This window comes from Pseudomonas simiae, assembly GCF_000934565.1.
Taxonomy (GTDB): domain Bacteria; phylum Pseudomonadota; class Gammaproteobacteria; order Pseudomonadales; family Pseudomonadaceae; genus Aquipseudomonas; species Aquipseudomonas simiae.
In genome coordinates this window covers 1,885,471-1,907,496 of record NZ_CP010896.1, presented here as the reverse complement: position 1 = coordinate 1,907,496, position 22,026 = coordinate 1,885,471, and the positions used below count along the sequence as shown (strand labels likewise).

22 protein-coding genes are annotated in these 22,026 nt (G+C 59.7%); 13 read left to right on the top strand and 9 right to left on the bottom strand.

The genetic code is table 11. From position 1 onward, the window contains the following. The first annotated feature begins 10 nt into the window (after positions 1-10). Positions 11-232: a YgdI/YgdR family lipoprotein gene (locus PF1751_RS08690; RefSeq protein ID WP_010211805.1), complete on the top strand. Its 222-nt coding sequence runs from the start codon at positions 11-13 to the stop codon at positions 230-232. Between the two features lie 55 nt (positions 233-287). Here the strand turns inward: PF1751_RS08690 and PF1751_RS08685 are convergent, their stop codons facing one another. The 3 genes from PF1751_RS08685 to PF1751_RS08675 all read right to left on the bottom strand — a co-directional run bounded on the left by PF1751_RS08685 (position 288) and on the right by PF1751_RS08675 (position 1,898). After that, positions 288-1,178, bottom strand: a complete 891-nt coding sequence (locus tag PF1751_RS08685; RefSeq protein WP_010211806.1) for a pseudouridine synthase — start codon at positions 1,176-1,178, stop codon at positions 288-290. A 73-nt stretch (positions 1,179-1,251) separates the two neighbouring features. Further along, positions 1,252-1,587, bottom strand: a complete 336-nt coding sequence (locus PF1751_RS08680) for a hypothetical protein (protein ID WP_021492231.1) — start codon at positions 1,585-1,587, stop codon at positions 1,252-1,254. A 74-nt stretch (positions 1,588-1,661) separates the two neighbouring features. Further along, positions 1,662-1,898, bottom strand: coding sequence for a glutaredoxin family protein (locus PF1751_RS08675; RefSeq protein ID WP_044286868.1), 237 nt, complete (start codon positions 1,896-1,898; stop codon positions 1,662-1,664). Between the two features lie 150 nt (positions 1,899-2,048). Between PF1751_RS08675 and PF1751_RS08670 the strand changes: the two genes are divergently transcribed. Then, on the top strand, positions 2,049-3,785 hold the full coding sequence (locus tag PF1751_RS08670) for a cation:proton antiporter (protein WP_021492232.1): 1,737 nt from the start codon (positions 2,049-2,051) through the stop codon (positions 3,783-3,785). Here the strand turns inward: PF1751_RS08670 and PF1751_RS08665 are convergent. Continuing rightward, positions 3,772-4,980: an ammonium transporter gene (locus tag PF1751_RS08665; protein WP_044288112.1), complete on the bottom strand. Its 1,209-nt coding sequence runs from the start codon at positions 4,978-4,980 to the stop codon at positions 3,772-3,774. The two genes, PF1751_RS08670 and PF1751_RS08665, sit on opposite strands and share 14 nt — an antisense overlap. A 342-nt stretch (positions 4,981-5,322) precedes the next feature. Between PF1751_RS08665 and PF1751_RS08660 the strand changes: the two genes are divergently transcribed. From PF1751_RS08660 to PF1751_RS08625, 8 genes are all read left to right on the top strand, one after another. Beyond that, positions 5,323-5,637: an ElaB/YgaM/YqjD family protein gene (locus tag PF1751_RS08660; protein ID WP_010211812.1), complete on the top strand. Its 315-nt coding sequence runs from the start codon at positions 5,323-5,325 to the stop codon at positions 5,635-5,637. Between the two features lie 2 nt (positions 5,638-5,639). Continuing rightward, positions 5,640-6,023, top strand: a complete 384-nt coding sequence (locus tag PF1751_RS08655; protein WP_021492234.1) for a phage holin family protein — start codon at positions 5,640-5,642, stop codon at positions 6,021-6,023. Next, a complete protein-coding gene (locus PF1751_RS08650; protein WP_010206381.1) occupies positions 6,020-6,361 on the top strand; it encodes a hypothetical protein in 342 nt (113 codons plus the stop codon). Before PF1751_RS08655 ends, PF1751_RS08650 begins: the two co-directional genes overlap by 4 nt. 91 nt (positions 6,362-6,452) lie before the next feature. After that, positions 6,453-7,616, top strand: a complete 1,164-nt coding sequence (locus PF1751_RS08645; protein WP_038452997.1) for an EAL domain-containing protein — start codon at positions 6,453-6,455, stop codon at positions 7,614-7,616. A 71-nt stretch (positions 7,617-7,687) separates the two neighbouring features. Further along, positions 7,688-9,019 carry a deoxyguanosinetriphosphate triphosphohydrolase gene (locus PF1751_RS08640; RefSeq protein ID WP_010211819.1) on the top strand — a complete coding sequence of 444 codons (1,332 nt, stop codon included), beginning with the start codon at positions 7,688-7,690 and terminating at the stop codon, positions 9,017-9,019. A gap of 148 nt (positions 9,020-9,167) precedes the next feature. Further along, a complete protein-coding gene (locus tag PF1751_RS08635; RefSeq protein WP_021492236.1) occupies positions 9,168-9,557 on the top strand; it encodes a response regulator in 390 nt (129 codons plus the stop codon). Positions 9,558-9,797: 240 nt separating this feature from the next. After that, on the top strand, positions 9,798-10,421 hold the full coding sequence (locus PF1751_RS08630; protein WP_010211823.1) for a response regulator transcription factor: 624 nt from the start codon (positions 9,798-9,800) through the stop codon (positions 10,419-10,421). An 8-nt stretch (positions 10,422-10,429) separates the two neighbouring features. Then, positions 10,430-14,065, top strand: coding sequence for a transporter substrate-binding domain-containing protein (locus tag PF1751_RS08625; protein ID WP_044286867.1), 3,636 nt, complete (start codon positions 10,430-10,432; stop codon positions 14,063-14,065). 38 nt (positions 14,066-14,103) lie between these two features. Here PF1751_RS08625 and PF1751_RS08620 read toward each other — a convergent pair whose 3' ends face one another. Continuing rightward, positions 14,104-14,586: a GAF domain-containing protein gene (locus tag PF1751_RS08620; protein ID WP_010211827.1), complete on the bottom strand. Its 483-nt coding sequence runs from the start codon at positions 14,584-14,586 to the stop codon at positions 14,104-14,106. Further along, entirely contained in the window at positions 14,583-15,473 is an 891-nt protein-coding gene (locus tag PF1751_RS08615) for an ATP-binding protein (RefSeq protein WP_044286866.1), read from the bottom strand. Before PF1751_RS08615 ends, PF1751_RS08620 begins: the two co-directional genes overlap by 4 nt. A gap of 164 nt (positions 15,474-15,637) precedes the next feature. On the opposite strand from PF1751_RS08615, the gene PF1751_RS08610 reads away from it, so the two are divergent. After that, positions 15,638-17,947 (top strand): hybrid sensor histidine kinase/response regulator, encoded by a 2,310-nt coding sequence (locus PF1751_RS08610; protein ID WP_029529199.1) that lies wholly within the window; start codon positions 15,638-15,640, stop codon positions 17,945-17,947. On the opposite strand, the gene PF1751_RS08605 is transcribed toward PF1751_RS08610, so the two are convergent. The 3 genes from PF1751_RS08605 to msrB all read right to left on the bottom strand — a co-directional run bounded on the left by PF1751_RS08605 (position 17,901) and on the right by msrB (position 19,403). Further along, a complete protein-coding gene (locus PF1751_RS08605; RefSeq protein WP_010211832.1) occupies positions 17,901-18,380 on the bottom strand; it encodes a MarR family winged helix-turn-helix transcriptional regulator in 480 nt (159 codons plus the stop codon). The two genes, PF1751_RS08610 and PF1751_RS08605, sit on opposite strands and share 47 nt — an antisense overlap. Continuing rightward, the gene (locus PF1751_RS08600) at positions 18,377-18,862 is read right to left on the bottom strand and encodes a glutathione peroxidase (protein ID WP_010211834.1); all 486 of its coding nucleotides are present in this window, start codon (positions 18,860-18,862) and stop codon (positions 18,377-18,379) included. The genes PF1751_RS08605 and PF1751_RS08600 overlap by 4 nt, the downstream gene beginning before the upstream one ends. 148 nt (positions 18,863-19,010) lie before the next feature. Next, entirely contained in the window at positions 19,011-19,403 is a 393-nt protein-coding gene (gene msrB, locus PF1751_RS08595) for a peptide-methionine (R)-S-oxide reductase MsrB (protein ID WP_044286865.1), read from the bottom strand. A gap of 202 nt (positions 19,404-19,605) precedes the next feature. Here msrB and PF1751_RS08590 point away from each other — a divergent pair, with 202 nt between their 5' ends. Both PF1751_RS08590 and htpX read left to right on the top strand, forming a co-directional pair. Further along, positions 19,606-20,817 (top strand): pyridoxal phosphate-dependent aminotransferase, encoded by a 1,212-nt coding sequence (locus tag PF1751_RS08590; RefSeq protein ID WP_010211837.1) that lies wholly within the window; start codon positions 19,606-19,608, stop codon positions 20,815-20,817. A gap of 304 nt (positions 20,818-21,121) precedes the next feature. Further along, the gene (gene htpX / locus PF1751_RS08585; RefSeq protein ID WP_010211838.1) at positions 21,122-22,009 is read left to right on the top strand and encodes a protease HtpX; all 888 of its coding nucleotides are present in this window, start codon (positions 21,122-21,124) and stop codon (positions 22,007-22,009) included. Positions 22,010-22,026: the final 17 nt, after the last annotated feature.

Sequence of the window (22,026 nt, the reverse complement as noted above, 5' to 3'; positions counted from 1 at the left end):
AGACAGACTCATGACTCAACGGACCATCGCCGCTCTCATGCTTGCACTGGGCCTCGCCACCCTCGCCGGTTGCGCCTCGCCAACAGTGATCACCTTGAATGACGGTCGCGAAATCCAGGCCGTCGACACCCCGAAATACAATGAAGATTCGGGTTTCTACGAATTCGAACAACTTGACGGCAAGCGCACCCGCATCAACAAAGACCAGGTTCGCACCGTCAAAGACTTGTAAGTCTTAACGTTTGCCATCAAGGCCCGCCTCGCGCGGGCCTTGTCGTTTCCGGGGGTTACCAGTCGAGGGTGATCCGACTGCGGAAACTGCGCTCTTCACCCGTGACCGGGTCAATGAACCGCACACCCTGGGCGAGCAGTTTGAGGGGGTTGGCGTAGTCGTCTACCGCGTCCTTGATCACCTCTGGGTAGAACGGGTCGTTACAGATACTCGCGCCGAGGGCGGTCATGTGCACGCGCAACTGGTGTTTCTTGCCCGTCACCGGGAACAGGCCATAACGCCACAAATCGCCCTTTTTCTCGCGCACCTCCACGGCCGTTTCGGTGTTGGCGACACCCTGACCTTCCTGCATGCGAAAGAACGGTTCGCCATCGACCAGCCGGCTTTTATGCACCCTGGGGAACGTCAGGTCCGGCAGCGCTGGCGCAATGGCTTCGTAGAATTTATCGATCTGGCGCGTGGGAAACAGTTGCTGGTAAGCCGAGCGACTGGCCGGGTTGGCCGAGAACAGGACCAGCCCCGCGGTGTGCCGATCGATACGGTGTAACGGCACCAGCGATGGATTATCCAGGCGGCGAATCAAACGGCGCAGCAGGGTTTGCTCGACGTATTCACCGGCCGGGGTCACGGGCAGGAAGTGCGGTTTGTCGGCGACCACCAGATGCTCGTCGGCATACAGGATGGTTTCCTGCACCGGGATGACTTTCTCGTTTGGCACTTCGCGGAAATAGTAGATGCACAAGCCTTCCTTGTAGGCCAGGTCCAGGGCGATCGGGCTGCCGTTGATATCCAGCACTCGGCCTCGCGCGATGCGATCCAGCCAGTGTTCGCGGCCGATGGCCGGAAAGTGCTCGCACAGGCAATCCAGCACCGTCACCCAAGGGCCGGGGGGCAGATACAACGTGCTGGCTTGGTGTTGGGACGCGGAAAAACCGGAGGTGGACATGAAATGCTCGACGCCTTTGACCAAACAGGCGGGCATTATCCCGCATGCAGCGGGATTGAGCCTAGGGCCGATCTCAGGCCTTGGCCAACTCCGCCCGCAGGATCGGCGAGGCACTGGCGGCCTCGGTGAATTCCTTGAGCCAGCGCAGCACATCCACCGCTTCCCAACGGCCCGGATCGTACAACGCGTACAACAACCCCTGGTACCCCACCACATCCAGCTGCTTGTGGTAGCCGGCGCGCTGGAACAGCGCCTCGATCTCGGCAAAACAGGTATTGAAGTGCACTTTGTTGAACGGCGTCTTGCCTTCCGTGACCAGACCATCGAGGCACAGCTCCTTCACCGCATCGCGCACCACGTCGGCGGACATGCGATTGACGCTGCTTTTCAGTTGTTCGACATTCACCACGGGCGTTCCCTCTATTTCAATCGCTGTACAAACATACAGTAACTTAATATTTGGAAACCTGCCATCGCATAAACCTAACGAAGGAAGGCAACAACCTGTTGTGTGTCGAATGGCCAATCCAGTTCCGCACCGCTGTCCACCCGACGCAGCACCGGAATCCGCAGGCCATAGACGTCGGTCAGGTCCTCGGGGTCGGTGATATCCACCAGTTCGACCAGCAACCCGTTATCGACGAGCGGCATGATTTCGGCTTCGGCAATCTCACAAAGATGGCAACCCACGGTGCCTAATAGCTGGCATTCAGGAAGCATGACGAATGGACCTGATCAGAAAGTAGGTCAACATTCTATGCCCGGTGGCGGCATGAAGCCCACCACCACAAAAACCCTGACCCAGGTCACCATGGCCTATAACTGATTCACCGACTCTTGCGGCTTTTTGCCTGCCCCCTTGCAACGGAGATGCGTGTGTTTGCCAACCTGCTGATCATTCTGGCCTCATCCCTGGTGGTGATTGCGCTGTTTCGCCGGCTGCAGTTGCCGCCCGTGCTGGGCTACCTCTGCGTCGGCCTGGCCGTGGGGCCCACCGCGCTGGACTGGGTGAATGACAGCGAAGAGTTGCCCGACCTTGCCGAGCTGGGCGTGGTGTTCCTGCTGTTCTCCCTGGGCCTGGAGTTTTCCTTGACCAAGATGCTGGCCCTGCGCCGTGTGGTGTTTGGCCTGGGCAGCCTGCAGGTGTTGGGGTGCGGGGTGCTACTGGGGCTGTTGCTGATGATCCTGGGCGTGGCGCCGGGTATCGCCCTGTTGCTGGGGGCTGGGCTGGCGCTGTCATCCACGGCCATCGTCAGCAAGGAGCTGACCAGCCTCGGGGAAATCTTCAGCAGTCATGGCCAGAACGCCATTGGCGTGTTGCTGTTCCAGGATGTGGTAGCGGTGTTACTGCTGACCTTGGTGCCGGTGTTCGCCGGCACTGGCGAGCAAGCCTGGTATTGGGCGCTGCCACTGACCCTGGGCAAGACCGTGGTGTTGTTTGTCGGCCTGCTGCTCGCCAGTCGCTGGTTATTGCCACGGCTGTTTCATGAAGTGGCGGCCTCCCATTCAGCGGAGTTGTTTGTGCTGCTGGCGCTGGTGATCGTGTTGCTGACCGCCTGGCTCACTCACCTCTTGGGGCTCTCCCCGGCTCTTGGGGCGTTCCTGGCCGGCATGTTGTTGGGCGAAAGCCACTACCGTCACCAGATCGAGGCGGATATCCGGCCCTTTCGCGACATCCTGCTAGGGTTGTTTTTCGTCAGCATCGGCATGCTCATCGACTTGCAATTGTTTGTCAGCCACAGCCTGCTCATCCTCGGCCTGACCCTTACCTTGATGCTGGTCAAAGGCTGCGTGGTCGCCGTGCTGGTCAAGCTGCGCGGCAGCGACAGTGAAACAGCCTGGCGCAGCGGCCTGGCCCTGGCCCAGGGTGGCGAGTTCTGCTTTGCATTGATGGCACAGATGCAGCAGAGCCGGTTGATCCCTGACGAATTCAACGGTTTGTTGCTCGCGGCGACCTTCTGCTCGATGTTGCTCACGCCGCTGCTGTTGCGCGCCGCACCTGGCATCGCCCTGCGCCTGCACCGCAAACCCAACCAGCAAGTGCAACTGGAAGAAATCACTGCGCTGAACGCCGAGCTGCGCGGGCACGCAGTGATCTGCGGCTATGGCCGCGTCGGCCAATCGATCGGGCGTTTTCTGCGCAAGGAACAACAGGCATATATCGCCCTGGATGACGACCCGGAGCGCGTACAGGAAGCAGCCACCGAAGACAGCAGCGTGCATTACGGCGACTGTCGGCGCGGCGCCCTGCTCAGCGCGGTCGGCGTGGAACGTGCGCGGCTGGTGGTGATTGCCGTGGACAACAGCGATGTCGCCTTGGCGGTGTTGAAAGAGGCGCGCCGGATCAACGCCGAAGTGCCGATCCTGGTGCGCACTCGCGATGACAGCCAGCTCGCGGAACTGAAAGCCGCGGGCGCCAGCGAAGTGGTGCCCGAGCTGTTGGAGTCGAGCCTGATGCTCGCCTCCCACGCCCTGATCCTGCTAGGCCTGCCGGACCAACAGGTCCAGGCGCGAGTCGATGAGGTGCGGCAGAACCGCTATCGCCTGCTGCACGGCTTTTACTCACACCCGGACGCCGCTGACGAGGCGCCGATCAATCCTGACTGACCGCGCCGATCTTGTGGATCGACAGGTCCGCACCGTAGTACTCCTCTTCCTGGCTCAGGCGCAGCCCATGCACGCGCTTGATCACGCCGTATACCAGCAGGCCGCCCACCAACGCCACCAGCACGCCAAGGGCCGTGCCGATCAACTGGCTGATCAGGCTGACGCCGCCCAATCCACCCAGGGCTGTCTGGCCGAAAATGCCGCAGGCAATGCCGCCCCACACGCCGCACAGGCCGTGCAAGGGCCACACACCCAGCACGTCGTCGATCTTCCAGCGATCCTGGGCCGCGATGAAGAACCACACAAACAAGCCGCCAGCGACTGCACCCGTGACCAGCGCGCCCACCGGATGCATCAGGTCGGAACCGGCGCAGATCGCCACCAACCCGGCCAGTGGGCCGTTATGCAGGAAGCCTGGGTCGTTGCGGCCGATGATCAGGGCCGCAACCGTGCCACCCACCATGGCCATCAGCGAGTTGACCGCCACCAGGCCGCTGACGCTGTTCAGGGTCTGCGCGCTCATCACGTTGAAGCCAAACCAGCCGACGATCAGAATCCAAGAACCCAACGCCAGGAACGGAATGCTTGACGGCGCGAACGCCACCAAGCGCCCCTCGCGGTAACGTCCGTTGCGCGGACCAAGCAGCAACACCGCCGCCAGCGCCAGCCACCCGCCCATGGCATGCACCACCACGGAGCCAGCAAAGTCATGGAAGCTGGCACCGAAGGTCGCGAGCAGCCAGGCCTGCAGACCGAAATTGCCGTTCCACACCAGGCCTTCGAAAAACGGATAGATAAATGCCACGATCAACGCCGTAGCGCAGAGTTGTGGAGCAAACCGTGCACGCTCGGCAATGCCCCCGGAAATGATGGCTGGGATCGCCGCCGCAAAGGTCAGCAGGAAGAAAAACTTCACCAGACCATAGCCATGGTCGGCACTGATCACCGCCGCCGGTTGCATGAAGCTCACACCGTAGGAGATCCAATAGCCTATAAAGAAATAGGTCAACGTAGAGATAGCGAAGTCGCTGAGGATCTTCGACAGCGCGTTGACCTGGTTTTTCTGGCGTACCGTACCGACTTCAAGGAACGCGAAGCCCGCGTGCATCGCCAGGACCATGACCGCGCCGATCAGGATAAACAGGGTATTGGAACTGTGGACGAGCGTGTCCACTGCACTGTGCAAATTTTCCATGGAGGTTGGCAGGCCTGCAATAAAGGCAAAAAGCACCAAAGCGGTTCAATCCGGGGTTGCGCGCACTAAATTGGCACCGCCGGCCCCACCCCTCTTAAGAGGGCGTGAACCGCTTTAGCGCAGCGATCAACACAACAAGCCGATACCGATAGGGTTTTTCCGCGAATTTCAGTTATTTAGGGTAAGGTTTTTCAAGGCTTCCTGCCCGACCGCCCAGATTCAGCGCAGGCCTCAGGGCCTGCGCACCAAGGCAAAGCAAAAGCTGTACCACACAATTGCACTGAACCTTCACCGAAGCCGGTGACTCGAAAACGTACAGATCAGCCAATCACGGAGATACCCATGGCCAGAAGAACTGCAAAGACTGCTCAAGAAATACTGATGGCGGATTTTCAAACCCTGGTCAGCGACACTGAAAAGTTGCTGGATGACACCAAGGTGCTGGCGGGTGACCAGGCTGACGAGCTGCGCAGCAAGATCCACGAAAGCCTGCTCAAGGCCCGCGAAACCCTGCAATTGACCGAGGACTCCCTGCGCGAACGCGGGCAGGCGGCGGTCACTGCGACCGAAGATTACGTGCAAGCCAACCCTTGGCAGTCGGTGGGCATTGCTGCCGGCGTGGGCTTTCTGATCGGCCTGCTGGCCACAAGGCGCTAATCATGTCTATCGGCGAAACGGGCTCGTCCACGGGCACCACCTCAAGACGTCTGGGCGCGGCCGTACTGGGCTTGCTGCACAGCCACGTCGAATTGTTTGGCATCGAATTGCAGGAACAGAAAGCCCGCACCGTCAGCCTGCTGCTGTTTGCCGGCCTGGCGCTGGTGTTTGCGCTGCTGTTGCTGGTGGGCCTGTCCACGCTGGTGATGATCCTCGTCTGGGACACCGGTTATCGCCTGACCGGGATCATCAGCCTGTGCGTGTTCTACACCCTGGCCGCAGCGTTTTGCGGCGTGCGCTTAAAAGCGGCGGTGTTTGATGAGTCCACGCCGTTCCACGCCACCCTCGAAGAGCTGGCCAATGACCGGGAGCGCCTGCTGCCATGAGCATCACTGAAATCCCGAAAACCACCTCCCGCCGGGAAATGCGCAAGGCGTTGATTCGTCTGCGCATGGAAATGCACCGTCAGGAGATTCGCCACGAGTCCCAGCAGTTGATGCTGCCTTTGAACAAGGTGCGCAACATGGGCCATAACTGGCAAGACAGCCTCGGCCTCAAGCACGCGCCGCTGTGGGGCGTGGCCGCGGTGACGCTGATGGGCTTCTTTACCGGCAAAGGCGCCAAGGGCGGTGGTATCGGCAGCCTGACGCGCCTGGTGCGCCTCGGTGCCGGCTTGATCCCGCTGATCAAACTGGCCATGCAGGGCTCTTCGCGTAAAAGTTGAGCCTGGCTGGCTGCATTCTTGCTAACAGAAACGGCCCGGCCCTCATTTCGAGGGTCGGGCCTTTTTTCGCCAACCATTCTAAGGAGGCGCCGTGATCGACGGGCAACCGCTCGCCTGCTTCCAGCCGTTTATCGACACTGCCACGGGCCGCATCGCCGGCGTCGAGGCCCTGGGCCGTCTGCGTCAGGCTGACGGTCGCCTGCAGTCCGTAGGCCCGCTGTTCGCTGACCCGCGCACACCGGGCGCAACCTTGCGCCGACTCGACCGACAGATTCGCGACAATGCGCTGAGCCGCTTGCATGAAGCCCCCAAAGACTGGTTCCTGAGCCTGAACATCTCGCCACGTTGGATCAATCGCCTGCGACCGGGCCAGGCCCTGCCGAGCCTCAAACAGATCCAGCACCATGGCGTCGATCCGCAGCGCATCGTGTTCGAGATCACCGAGCTGGGTGGCGACATCCGTCGCCTGGCTGACGTGGTGGCGCGCTATCGCGAAGCCGGTGCGCGCATCGCCATCGACGACTTTGGCGCCGGCTATTCCCAGCTCGACCGGGTGCTGGCGTTGCAGCCGGATATCCTCAAGCTGGACATGCGCCTGTTCCAGGAAGCTGCCCGTGGTGGGCCGAGCAGTGAAGTGGTGCGGGCCCTGGCGCAAATGGCCGAGAAGACCGGCTGCTGGATCATTGCCGAAGGTGTGGAAACCGAGGCGCAGTTGCGCTTTGCCTTGGAGTGCGGCTCGCGCTATGTACAGGGTTATCTGTTTGCCCCGGCCCGGTTGGACTGGTTCGCCGCCGACGCCTTCGTCCCGCGCTTCGCCCAATTGCGCGCGGCCTATGTCCAGCAGAAGCTGGCGGAGCGCGGGCGGATCATGCAGCTGCGCCATCAACTGGTCGAACTGATGAAGATCCTGCAAACCTGGGCCCAGGCCCAGGCACCGTTGAGCAAACTGCCGCAACTGCCGGCGTTTCCCTGGCTGCTGCGCTTCTACCAGTGTGACCGGCATGGCACCCAACTGACACCCAACTTCGAGTGGCGCCAGGATGCCTGGCAGTCCGACAGCCGCTACCTGGGCCACAACTGGTCATGGCGCCCCTACTTCTATCACTTGCTGGCCGAAGGCTGGGAAGAACGTCGCCTGACCCTGTCCTCGACCTACCGCGACGCCACCACCAACCAGTATTGCCTCACGGCCGGACAATTCTTCGAAAACGGTCAGCGTTTGCTGTTAATCGATATCGACGCGGCCGGGCTGTAGATTTTCGCTTGCCCAGGGCACGCTGAACCGGGAAGCTGGGAGGGTCATTCACCGCACGGAGAGTACCCGCCTTGGATTGGCCCACCCTGTTGACTCGCGAACGTCTTGGCAAACCGCTGCACAGCCCGGAAGAACTGGGGCGTAGCCCGTTTCACAAAGACCATGACCGTATTATCTTCTCCGGCGCCTTTCGTCGCCTGGGGCGCAAGACCCAAGTGCACCCTGTCTCCAGCAACGACCATATCCACACGCGCCTGACCCACTCCCTGGAAGTGAGCTGCGTGGGTCGCTCCCTCGGCATGCGCGTCGGTGAAACCCTGCGCAACGCCCTGCCCGACTGGTGTGACCCCAGCGACCTGGGCATGGTGGTGCAATCGGCCTGCCTGGCCCATGACATCGGCAACCCACCGTTCGGGCACTCTGGCGAAGACGCCATCCGCCACTGGTTTCAACAAGCCGCAGGACGCGGCTGGCTGGACGACATGAGTAGCGCCGAGCGTAACGACTTCCTCAACTTCGAAGGCAACGCCCAAGGTTTCCGCGTATTGACCCAGCTGGAATACCACCAGTTCGACGGCGGCACCCGGCTGACCTATGCGACCCTGGGCACCTACCTGAAATACCCATGGACCGCCCGCCACGCGGACTCCCTGGGTTACAAGAAGCACAAGTTCGGCTGCTACCAGAGCGAACTGCCGATCCTCGAGCAGATCGCCCACAAGCTCGGCCTGCCGCAACTCGAAGAACAACGCTGGGCCCGACACCCGCTGGTGTACTTGATGGAGGCGGCGGATGATATCTGCTACGCCTTGATCGACCTGGAAGACGGCCTGGAAATGGAGTTGCTGGAATACGCCGAAGTCGAGTCGCTGCTACTGAACCTGGTGGGCGACGATCTGCCCCAAACCTATCGCCAACTGGGCGCCCATGACTCGCGCCGACGCAAATTGGCAATCCTGCGCGGCAAGGCCATCGAACATCTGACCAACGCAGCCGCACAGGCCTTCGTCGAACAGCAGGACGCCCTGCTCGCCGGCACCCTGCCCGGCGACTTGGTAGAACATATGCACGGCCCGGCCAAGCGCTGTGTGCTGGATGCCAAGGACATGGCGCGCAAGAAGATCTTCCAGGACAAGCGCAAGACGCTGCACGAGATCGGCGCCTACACCACCCTGGAAATTCTCCTGAATGCGTTCTGCGGTGCGGCCCTGGAGCAGCACGGCGGACGCACGCCGTCGTTCAAGAACCGACGCATCCTCGATCTGCTGGGCAACAACGCGCCAGACCCGGCGTGGCCGCTGCACACCTCGTTCCTGCGAATGATCGACTTTATCGCCGGCATGACCGACAGCTACGCCACCGAGATGGCCCGTGAGATGACCGGGCGCTCTAGCCCTCAATAGCGTTTGATCAACCGCCTGCTCCCTGAAAGGAAGCTACCTACGAAGGGAACAGAGCGGCCTGATCGAATTCGTACAAGCATACGATGAACAATCGCGCACGCTTTTACGTCGTGCCCAATCGCCATCTGACTCACCGTGTGCCCATCCTATGCTCAAGTCCAACCTTCGACTCCTGGTGGTGGAGGATCACCCCTTTCAGCGCCTTGCCACCCAGTGCCTGCTCAAGAGCTTTGGCTTCGACCAATTGACGCTGGCTGAAAACGCTGAACAAGCGATCCAACTGATGACGCAGGGCGAAGCCCCCTTCGATCTCATGCTGTGCGATCAATGCCTGCCCGACCTGCCTGGACTGGAGTTGATAGAAATAGCCAGCCGCCAATGTTTTATAGCAGGTGCCATTTTACTCAGTGGTTTACCCGTGATCGAATTGGAGTATCTGAGCAAGCAAGCCTTTCGGCGGAATCTGCCGCTGCTGGGTTACTTATCAAAACCGCTGAACCAGGACGAACTCATGGCTTTCATCAATGTAGGAAATTAAACATCCTGCCTTAAGAGAACTTACCGAGATTGGCTAGATAACATCAGGCATGCGGTTTACCCTTCAAATAACCTGAGGCGCCGACATGAACGCCCACAAAGCCTTCGCAATGCGTGAGCCTAAGCCGTTTTTGTTGTAGGACTTTTCCTGTTTTGCACCTTCCCCCCCGCTGCTTCATCCTCCCACCTCAACTTCTGAGCTAATGTGCCCGCTTTATTTGCACTTGCGTGGAATATGATTATGAACACAGTTTTCATCATCGATGATCACCCTGTAATCAGGCTGGCCATTCGAATGCTGCTGGAACACGAAGGCTATAAAGTCGTCGGCGAAACCGATAATGGCTGTGATGCGATACAAATGGTTCGCGAGTGCCTTCCGGACTTGATCATTCTGGACATCGGAATCCCAAAACTGGATGGGCTCGAAGTGCTATGCCGCTTCAACTCCATGAATACCTCCATGAAGACCCTTATCCTCACGGCGCAAACCCCCACCCTGTTTGCTACTCGCTGCATGCGCTCAGGTGCTGATGGTTATGTGTGCAAGGAAGGTGATCTGAGTGAATTGCTGAGTGCGATCCGCGCCGTATTATCCGGTTATAACTACTTTCCCAGCCAGGCCTTGAATACGAGCGGACCGGAAGCAAACTACGAAGAGTTGGAGCTGTTCAAAACAGTGAATGATCGAGAGTTAATGGTATTGCAACTTTTTGCACAAGGCCGTACCAACAAGGAAATTGCCAAAGGAATGTTTTTAAGTAACAAAACCGTCAGCACGTATAAAAAGAGGCTTATGCAAAAACTGAAAGCAAAGTCCTTGGTAGAACTTATCGAGCTGGCAAAACGAAACGCGCTGGTGTGAGAAAGCGGATGCCGAAGTGTATAAAGGACTATCTCATTATTTTGAGCGCAGGCGTGTGCCTGAGCACCACTGTGCTCGCCGCTGCAACACAACCGGAGCACTATAATTTACTGAGCCGCGCAGGGAACGTCCAACTGGACACGCCAATGGACGCCACTCAACGCCGGTGGCTGCAGAACAAACGTGAGCTGATCCTGGGTACGGCAGCCCCCGACTACCCGCCGTTCGATATCACGTCGAGCGGGTACGACTATGAAGGCATCACCGCCGATTACGCCGGGGTGTTGGCCAAGGCACTGGCGTTACCCGTCAGGGTGCAACGCTACCCGACCCGGGAGGCGTCCATCCAGGCACTGGAGTCAGGTGAAATCGACCTGCTGGGTTCTTCCAACGGTTTTGAAGCCACCCATCCATTGCTCACCCTTTCGGCACCGTATGCCGTGGACCAGCCTGTTCTGGTAACACGCGAAGGAGAAACCCGCAGCCTCAGCGATGGCCTGGCCGGTCTTCGCTTGAGCCTGGTCTACCACTACCTGCCCCTGGAGGAGGTACAAAAGCTGTATCCAAAGGCCATTATTCGTGCCTATCCCTCCTATCAGAATGCGTTGAATGCCGTCGCATTCGACCAGGCCGATGTGTTTCTTGGCGATACCATTTCCACCCATTACATGATCAACAAGGGTTACCTGAAAAATATCCATATGGCCAACTTCGGCAAGCACGAAGCCTACGGATTTAGTTTTGCCCTGCGCCAGGACCAGCCCATCCTTTTGAACATCGTAAACGCCGTGCTGGCAGCACTGCCCACCCATGAACGGGAAAACATCGCCAAACGCTGGAGTGCCGGCAGCGACATTCTGCTGACCGATCAGAAGCTGCAACTGACCCAACGCGAAGAGCGTTGGCTCAAGGCACACCCCGTGGTCACGGTCATCGCCAACGAAACCTTTGCGCCGCTGACGTTCTTTGATGCCGACGGCAATTTCCGCGGCATTACAGCCGACCTCCTGGAACTGATACGCCTGCGTACCGGGCTACGCTTCGAGATTCAACGCGGGCGTGACATCAACGCGATGATCGAACAAATCGACACCGGCAAAGTCGATATCATCGGCGCCATTGTGCCCAGCAGTGAGCGAGAGACGCAGTTGAATTTCAGCCGTCCCTACCTGGAAAACTCCTACGTACTGCTGACGCGCAAAGAGCCTGACGCCCCGTTGGACCTGGAACAAATGGCCGGCAAACGTCTGGCGATCACCCAGGGTAACCCGCTCGAAGTCACTCTTCGCAAGGACTTCCCACATATCCAACTGGTGGAAACCAGTGACACCTTCAAGGCTGCGGAATTACTCGCGCAAGGCCACGTTGAGGGTGCGGTGAACTCACTGGTGGTCGCCAACTACTTGCTGTCTTCACACGTCTTCCAGGACAGATTACAGATCGGCACCAGCATCGGCACCCTGCCAGCCCTTTTCGCGCTGGCCACCTCACGCGACGCCACGGAATTGAGCTCGATCCTGGACAAGGCGCTGCTCAGTATCGCTCCGGATGAGCTCGGTGTGATCAACAGCCGCTGGCGAGGCTACACCGCCGCCTCCGACAGCTACTGGCGCGATTACCACGACTTGATTGCCCAGATCATCATCGGCACCGGGCTGCTGCTATTGATCTCGCTGGCCTGGAACGCCTACATGCGCCGCCAGATAAAACATCGCAGGATGGCCGAGCGCGCTCTCAACGATCAGTTCGAATTCATGCGCGCGCTGGTCAATGAAACGCCTCATCCGATTTACGTACGCGACCGCAACGGCCTGTTGCAGACCTGTAACGACAGCTACCTGCAGGTATTCGACGTCAAGCGTGAGGACGTCATCGGAAAAAGTGCCCTTCAGATCAGTACGGCACTGGAAACAGAAGCGTCGCAATACCACGCTGACTATCAGCGTGTGGTCGCGCAAGGCAACCCGCTGATCGTGGATCGCCCCCTGCATATTCGCGGAAAAAAACTGACGATCTATCACTGGATCCTCCCCTATCGCGACTCGACCGGCGAAGTCCAGGGCATCATCGGAGGCTGGATCGACATCAGCGAACGGCGCCAACTGTTCGATGAGCTGCGCGCGGCCAAGGAGCGTGCCGATGAGGCCAACCGCGCCAAAAGTACCTTCCTTGCGACCATGAGCCACGAAATACGCACACCGATGAACGCCGTCATCGGCATGCTGGAACTGACCCTCAAGCGAGCAGATCAGGGCCATCTGGATCGCCCGGCCATCGAGGTTGCCTACCACTCGGCCAAGGACCTGCTGGAGCTGATCGGCGATATCCTCGACATCGCGCGCATCGAGTCAGGCCGACTGAGCCTGTCCCCCGAGCGGGTAAACCTGAAGGACGTGATTGAGTCGGTGGTCCGCGTGTTCGACGGCCTGGCGCGCCAGAAGACGCTCAGTTTGCTGCTGGAGTTCAAACCTGGGCTTGACGACACCGACGTCCTGATCGACCCGCTGCGCTTCAAACAAGTGCTGTCGAACCTGGTGAGCAATGCCATCAAATTCACCGAGCGCGGTGAGGTGAAGGTCAAGGTGGAGGTGCACGCTACCGACCTGCCGCAGCAAGTCGAAATGAAGCTGGTGGTCGAGGACACGGGTATAGGCATCAGCCGAGAAGACCAATTGCGCTTGTTCGAACCCTTCTCCCAGGCCGACAACTCGGGGCACCTGGCCCGCAGCGGGGCGGGCCTGGGGTTGGTGATCTGCCGCAGCCTGTGCGCAATGATGGGCGGGCAATTGAGCCTGAGCAGCGTTCCCATGGTGGGCACGCAGGTGTACGTAAGCCTTAAGATGCACAGCCTGCAGCCCGTGCATGCGGTGGAAGAACCCAAGCCGGCAACCCCCACGCCTGCGCCGGTGCTCAATGTGCTGGTGGTAGATGATCACCCCGCGAACCGCTTGCTGATGTGCCAGCAACTGGGTTACCTCGGCCACCAGTTCACGGCTGCCCAGCATGGCGCGGCCGGCTTCCAGGCTTGGCGCCAGGAACACTTCGACCTGGTCATCGCCGACTGCAACATGCCCATCATGAACGGTTATGAGTTAAGCCGGTCCATCCGTGAATACGAACAACGCGAGCAGTTGCCCCCTTGCGTCATACTGGGTTTCACGGCCAATGCCCAACCGGAAGAGAAGCGGCGCTGCGCTGAAGCGGGAATGAACGACTGCCTGTTCAAACCCATCAGCCTCACGATACTGGAGCGACAGCTGGCGCAGATCGGTCCACACCCCACCAGTACACTGCTGGATCTGAGCAGCTTGGACGCGTTGACGGGAGGCGACCCGCAACTGAGCCGGCGCCTGCTGGAGGAGTTGTTGAGCAGCAGCGCGCATGACCGCCAGGAAATAATTGCGCTAGTAGCTCGACAGGCGCCACTCCAAGACATCATCGAACAGGCGCACAAGATCAAGGGCGCCGCGCGCATTGTGCAAGCCAGCGTACTGGCCGCTCAGTGCGAAGCGCTGGAACAGGGGTGTGCCCGAGGTGATGAACTGCCACTGATCGAAACCGGCATCAAGACTCTGGAAAAATGCATGCTTGAACTGGAAAGGCAGCTGCGAATGCAACTGGACAGTTTAACGACAGAGCAATAGGCGGGAGCGAGCCTCCCGGCTCGCCCCCGATGGAACCGTCAGCAGTCGGTCAATTTCAGGAAAATCGCCGCCAGTTGTTCAATACCCGCCTGGTCCTCAAGGGTAAAACGCGACAGCGATGGGCTGTCGAGGTCAAGGACGCCAATCAGCTTGCCGTCCTTGACCAGAGGCACCACCAGTTCGCTGTTCGAGGCGCTGTCACAGGCAATATGCCCGGGAAACTCGTGCACGTCCTCCACACGCTGGGTTTGGCGCGTTGCCGCTGCCGCGCCGCACACGCCACGGCCGAATGGAATGCGCACACAGGCGATCTGGCCCTGGAACGGGCCCAGCACCAGTTCTTCGTTACGGTTGAGGTAGAAACCGGCCCAGTTCAAGTCGTCCAGCTGGTTGAACAGGAACGCAGAGAACTGCGCGCTATTGGCGATGAAATCCCGCTCATCGGCCAGCAGCGACTCCAACTGCGCGCACAGCATGGCATAGCCATTCAGGCCGGTACCGGCGCTTTGTAGGTCGATCATGATTGACGCTCCAGCAATTTAAGGCCCACCCAGTAACGGGCGAACTGGTAAGCGCAGCGGCCGTTGCGGTTGCCACGGCCGGTTGCCCAGCGTACGGCGAGGATGTCGAGGGCTTCATCGCGCTGCCACTGCAAACCGGCCTTGCTCGCCAGCTCGCCGATCCAGTGCTCCACCACATCCAGGAAATGCTCCTGGGTAAACGGATAGAACGACAGCCACAAACCAAACCGATCGGACAAGGCAATCTTGTCCTCTACCGCTTCGCTTGGGTGCAACTCACCATCCACGCGTTTCCAGTTGTCGTTGTCGCTCTGGTTTTCCGGCACCAGGTGGCGGCGGTTGGAGGTGGCATACAGCAGCACGTTTTCCGGGGCCTGTTCGAGTGAGCCGTCCAGTACGCTTTTCAGTACGCGGTAATCGCCTTCACCGGCCTCGAATGACAGGTCATCGCAGAACAGGATAAACCGCTGCGGCAGCTTGACCAGTTGCTCGACCACACGCGGCAGGTCGGCCAAATGGTCGCGCTCGATTTCGATCAGGCGCAAACCGGCCTTGGCATGCTGGGCGAGCAAGGCACGCACCATGGACGATTTGCCAGTGCCACGCGAACCCCACAGCAAGGCGTGGTTGGCGGGCAGGCCGTCGATGAATTGCTGAGTGTTGCGTGCCAGTGTTTCACGTTGCTTGTCCACACCGATCAGGTCGGACAGGCGCATCTCCAGGCTCACGTCCAGCGGCAACAAGAAACCACTGCGGCCCTCACGCTGCCAGCGGGCAGCCAGGCACTGGTTCCAATCAATGGTTTGGCGCGGCGCGGGCAACAAGGGTTCCAGGCGGGCTAGCACTGCGTCGGCCCGTTCAAGAAAGGCATCCAATCGAGAGTCCACGATTATTCCTCTGGCAAGTTCTTGCAAAAGATGGCGTATTGGCAACCCTGCGGCAGACCGCACGAGGCTGCGTAAAAAAACGATTCATGCCAGGTAAGCCAGAGCCTGTGGATGTTCAGCTATGCTTGCCGGGCGAAGGGAAACGTGAAGTGGTTCAACACTCGATGGATATCAAGTTCGCCCACCGCTTGTCTTATAAACAAGCCAGATTGACTGTGCTGGTCGGTTTCGTCTTGGGAACCTTGCTCAGCCTGATCCAAATCGGCATTGATTATGCCAGCGAAGACGCATCCATCAACCGCGAAATTCGCTCGCTGATCGAAATCAGCCATAACCCCGCCTCACGCATCGCCTATAACATCGACGCCGAACTGGCCCAGGAACTGACCCTGGGCCTGCTGCACTCCCCCGCCATCATTCATGCCCAGTTGATCGACAACAACGGTGTGGTGTTGGCCGATGTCGACCGCCCACGCAAAGAAAGCTCCTACCGCCCGGTCAGCGACTTCCTGTTCGGTGCCAACCGCCAGTTTGAAGACCGATTGTTCCTCAGCCATATGCCCAACGAGTCCCTCGGCGTGCTACGCCTGGACGTGGACACCTATGCCTTTGGCAGCCGCTTCCTGCGCCGCGCGGAGGTCACCCTCCTCAACGGCTTCGTCCGCAGCCTGTTACTGACCGGCATCTTGCTGGGTTTGTTCTACGTGATGTTGACCCAGCCCCTGGTACGTATCATCCGCGAATTGAGCAACCGCAAACAGGCACGCCTGGATTGCCCACCGGGCCATGAGCACGACGAAATCGGCGTGCTGGTGAACGTTGCCAATCAGCAGTTTGAAAACATGGAGACGGAGATCCAGCAACGTCGTCACGCTGAAGATCGGCTCACCGAATACCTCGGGCAACTGGAAGACATCGTCTCTGCCCGTACCCTGGAGCTCAAAGCCAGCAACCAGCGGCTGAGCCAGTCCAACGATGAACTGGAAGCGGCGAAGATGCATGCATTGGGCATGGCCCAGGCACGGGCGGCGTTCCTGGCCAACATGAGCCACGAAATCCGCACACCGCTCAACGGCCTGCTGGGGATGATCGCGTTGTCACTCGACAGCCCACTCAACGCCGAACAGCGCCAGCAACTGTCTATAGCCCATGACTCGGGCAAGGTGCTGGTGGAGTTGCTCAACGATATCCTCGACCTGTCCAAGTTCGACGCTGGCCAGTTGGAGTTGGAGCGCATCCCGTTCGACCTGGGTTCGCTGGTGGAAGACACCGCCAACCTGTTGTCGCAGAACGCCGCGCCGAGCGTCGAGCTGACGTGCCTGATCGACCCGCAGTTTCCGGCCCAGGTCCTGGGCGACCCGACCCGTGTACGGCAGATCGTCAGCAACCTGCTGTCCAACGCCTTGAAGTTCACGCGCTTCGGCCGCGTGGATGTTCGCCTCAGCGCGCATGAAGGCCAGGTACGTATCGAGGTCTGCGATACCGGCATCGGTATTGCGCAGGAAGCCCAGGTGAAGATCTTCCAACCCTTCACCCAGGCCGGCGCCGGTATCACTCGCCAGTTCGGCGGCACGGGCCTGGGTCTGGCGCTGACACATAACCTGTGTGAAGCCATGAAAGGCCGGCTGAGCATCAGCTCCGAAGTGGGGTTCGGTAGCCAGTTCTGCGCCGACCTGCCGCTGCCCACCCATCTTCCCGCAATACAACCCGCACCGCTCAAGGGTGAAGTGATCGCCATCACCAGCACCGGCAGCGGCCTGACGGAACTGCTCACCACCCTGCTGCCCCACTGGGGGCTGACACCCCGATGCTACCCGCGTGATGAAGATTTAAGCGGGCAAACCCCCGACCTGCTGATCACCGACTGCCCGGAATGCCTGTTTCGCCTGCGCCCCACCATCACGGCACCGATCCTGGTGGTGACCGCCTATGGCAATTTCATGCCCAGTGAAGAAGTCGCCGCACTCGCACCGCTGCAACAACAGGCGCGCCCGCTGAGCCGCAATGCGCTGTATCAGATACTGCAACGTAACTTGCGCAGCGACGCGCAACTGATCCTCGACCCGATCCAGATGGAAACCGCGCCCCTGGTGCACAGGGCACGCATCCTGCTAGTGGAGGACAACCCGGTCAACCAGCTGGTGGCCAAGGGTATGCTCAGCAAACTGGGGTGTGAGGTGATCGTGGCCGCCCACGGTGGCGAGGCACTCAAGTTTCTTGAGGAACAACACTTCGACCTGGTGTTGATGGACTGCAATATGCCGGTGATGGACGGCTACGAAGCCAGCCGGCAGATTCGTCGCAGCGGGCGCTGGCCGGACCTGCCGATTGTCGCGTTGACCGCCAACGCGCTGTCCGAAGAGCGCGAACGTTGCCGGGCCGCGGGCATGAACGACTACCTGGCCAAGCCGTTCCGTCGCGAAGAACTCAGTGGCCTGCTGGAGCTGTGGGTGCCGAAGACGACAAGTCTCTGATCTGCCGAAGCAACTGATCCAGGCCATCGCGCAGGGCGTCGGCCTGGTTCAGGTCGATGCCGCTGTCACACAGCAGCCGGGTCTTGAGCCCATGAGCCTGGTCGCGCAACTGCACACCGGTTTCGCTCAAGCTCAGGTGCACCTCCCGCTCATCCTTGGCGCTGCGCTGGCGCTTGACCAAACCGAGTTGCTCAAGGCGCTTGAGCAGCGGCGTCAGCGTGCCCGAATCCAGCATCAAGCGCTCACCCAACGCCTTGACCGTGGGTTGCGCCGGCGTGGCGGCGTGCCACTCCCATAACACCAGCATCACCAGGTATTGCGGATAAGTCAGGCCCAATTGATCGAGCATCGGCTTGTATGCGCGAGTCACCGCCCTGGACGCGGCGTAGAGCTTGAAACACAGTTGGTTGTCGAGAGCCAGGGAGACGGTCATTTGAGCAGGGCTTCGATCTCTTGGGTCAGGTCCTGCGGCTTAGTGGTCGGCGCAAAGCGTTTGACCACCTGGCCGTCACGGCCGATGAGGAACTTGGTGAAGTTCCACTTGATGCCCTTGGAGCCCAGCAGGCCCGGCGCCTGTTCTTTCAGTTGCACGAACAACGGGTGGGCGTCGCTGCCATTCACGTCGATCTTCTTGAACAGCGGGAAGCTGACGCCGAAATTCAGCTCGCAGAACTCGGAAATTGCGCCTTCGTTACCGGGCTCTTGCTTGCCGAACTGGTTGCAGGGGAAGCCCAACACCACTAATCCCTGGTCCTTGTACTGCTGCCAGAGCTGTTCCAGCCCCTTGTATTGCGGGGTGAAGCCACATTTGCTCGCGGTGTTGACCACGAGGATGGCCTTGCCGGCGAAATCGGCCAAGGTCTTTTGCTCACCCTTGATGGTGGTGCAAGGGATGCTCAGCAGGTTGTTGCTCATGGCAATGCCTCGATCGGGAGAAAAGAACAACAAACATAGTAAGCAATTTAATTGCGTGCAATTTAATTGACGATATTGATGCCGTGATATCAACCCACACCTGTAGGAGCAAGCGGGCTCGCTCCTACAGGGCGCCACGCGATTCAATTCAGCGCGGGACGAGGTTCAGGCACACCGAGTTGATGCAGTAACGCAGGCCGGTCGGCGGCGGACCGTCCGGAAACACGTGCCCCAGGTGGGCATCGCATTTGGCGCAGGTGACTTCGGTGCGGATCATGCCGTGGCTGACGTCACGGATCTCGACCATGGCGCTGTCGGCGATCGGCGCATAGAAGCTCGGCCAGCCGCAGCCGGAGTCGAACTTGGTCTTGGCGTCGAACAACGGCTCGTTGCAGCAAATGCAGTGGTACACACCGTCGGTCTTGGTGCCATTGTACTTGCCGCTGAAGGGTCGCTCGGTGCCCTTGAGACGGCACACGTTGTATTGCTCCGGATCGAGCATCGCCTTCCATTCTTCAACGGTTTTCTGCAACTTTTCCATCGGTACACCTCGGCAACTGAAAAAGCCTGATCTGTGTCTTTTCCATGGATCAGGCGGCACGTATGATTGCGCCTCTTCAAAACGCCAGTCTGGCACCCGCGCTACCGGCATTCAAACGTATTTATGGGTGCGGGCCCCGCAGGATTCGCAGTACGGTAGTGTCCCCACCGTCTGGATCGTTCATTTTCAGGATCACATCGCCATGCAGGTCAGCAAATCGAACAAGCTCGCCAACGTCTGCTACGACATTCGCGGCCCAGTGCTCAAGCACGCCAAACGCCTGGAGGAGGAAGGCCATCGCATCCTCAAGCTGAACATCGGCAACCCGGCGCCTTTTGGTTTCGAAGCGCCGGACGAAATCCTCCAGGACGTGATCCGCAACCTGCCCACCGCCCAGGGCTACAGCGACTCCAAGGGCCTGTTCAGCGCACGCAAGGCGGTGATGCAGTACTACCAACAAAAGCAGGTGGAAGGTGTCGGCATCGAAGACATCTACCTGGGCAACGGCGTGTCCGAGCTGATCGTGATGTCCATGCAGGCCTTGCTCAACAACGGCGACGAAGTGCTGGTGCCGGCGCCCGACTACCCACTGTGGACCGCCGCTGTGACCCTGGCCGGCGGCCATCCGGTGCACTACCTGTGTGACGAAGGCGCCGACTGGTTCCCGGACCTGGCCGACATCAAGGCCAAGATCACCCCGAACACCAAGGCTCTGGTGATCATCAACCCGAACAACCCGACCGGTGCGGTGTACTCCAGGGAAGTCTTGCTGGGCATGCTCGAACTGGCACGCCAGCACAACCTGGTGGTGTTCTCCGACGAGATCTACGACAAGATCCTCTACGATGACGCTGTACACGTGTGCACCGCCTCCCTGGCGCCGGACCTGCTGTGCCTGACCTTCAACGGCCTGTCCAAGTCCTACCGCGTGGCGGGCTTCCGTTCCGGCTGGATCGCGATCTCCGGCCCCAAGCACAACGCCCAGAGCTACATCGAAGGTATCGACATACTGGCCAACATGCGCCTGTGCGCCAACGTACCGAGCCAGCACGCCATCCAGACCGCCCTGGGCGGCTACCAGAGCATCAATGATCTGGTTCTGCCCCAAGGCCGGCTGCTGGAACAGCGCAACCGCACCTGGGAACTGCTCAACGCAATCCCGGGCGTGAGCTGTGTGAAACCCATGGGTGCGCTGTACGCCTTCCCGCGGATCGACCCAAAGGTGTGCCCGATCCTCAACGATGAGAAATTCGTGCTCGACCTGCTGCTGTCGGAAAAGCTGCTGGTGGTGCAAGGCACCGCATTCAACTGGCCGTGGCCGGATCACTTCCGCGTGGTGACGCTGCCGCGTGTGGACGATCTGGAAATGGCCATTGGTCGCATCGGCAACTTCCTCAAGTCCTATCGCCAGTAATGGAAACGGCGCTGTACGACCGACAATCGGTCGTACAGCGAGTATCTGGCAACACTTCTCTGCCTTTCCCACAGACAGGCAGTTCGCGGTCAGCGCAAAAGCCACCTACCCCCCGTAATTACAGGGCTGCGAGGCTACGGAAAACCGATTCAGCCGTCTTTCCCCTATCGGAAATGCCCTTCAAGGCTCTACATTCAAGCTGTAGGACACAGTTTGAAATAGTCGCTCGGTTGAATCACCCCATGCCGCACCTTATATACCCCGCAGTACGCGACATATTAAGCATGAGGAGAATTCTACAACCATGATGCGCATCCTGCTGTTCTTGGCCACTAACCTTGCGGTCGTGCTGATTGCCAGCATCACCTTGAGCCTTTTCGGCTTCAATGGGTTCATGGCGGCCAACGGGGTTGACCTGAACCTCAATCAGCTGCTGATTTTCTGTGCGGTCTTTGGTTTTGCCGGCTCGCTGTTCTCGCTGTTCATCTCCAAGTGGATGGCGAAGATGAGCACCAGCACCCAGGTGATCACCCAACCCCGTACCCGGCACGAGCAATGGTTGCTGCAGACCGTTGAGGAGTTATCCCGCGAAGCCGGTATCAAAATGCCTGAAGTCGGGATCTTCCCGGCTTATGAAGCCAACGCCTTTGCGACCGGCTGGAACAAGAACGACGCACTCGTTGCGGTTAGCCAGGGCATGCTGGAACGCTTCTCGTACGATGAAGTGAAGGCCGTACTGGCCCACGAGATCGGCCACGTGGCCAACGGTGACATGGTCACCCTGGCGCTGGTACAAGGCGTGGTGAACACCTTCGTGATGTTTTTTGCGCGGATCATCGGCAACTTTGTCGACAAGGTGATCTTCAAGAACGAAGGCGGCCGCGGCATTGCCTACTTCGTGGCGACCATCTTCGCCGAGTTGGTACTGGGCTTCCTGGCCAGCGCAATCACTATGTGGTTCTCACGCAAGAGAGAGTTCCGTGCAGATGAAGCCGGTGCCCGCCTGGCCGGTACCGGGGCGATGATCGCAGCGCTGCAACACCTGCGCTCCGAGCAGGGCCTGCCGGTGCACATGCCGGACAGCCTGACCGCCTTCGGCATCAACGGTGGCATCAAGCAGGGCATGGCTCGCCTGTTCATGAGCCACCCGCCGCTGGAAGAGCGTATCGACGCACTGCGTCGCATGGGCTGATAACCCGCATTGCAAAA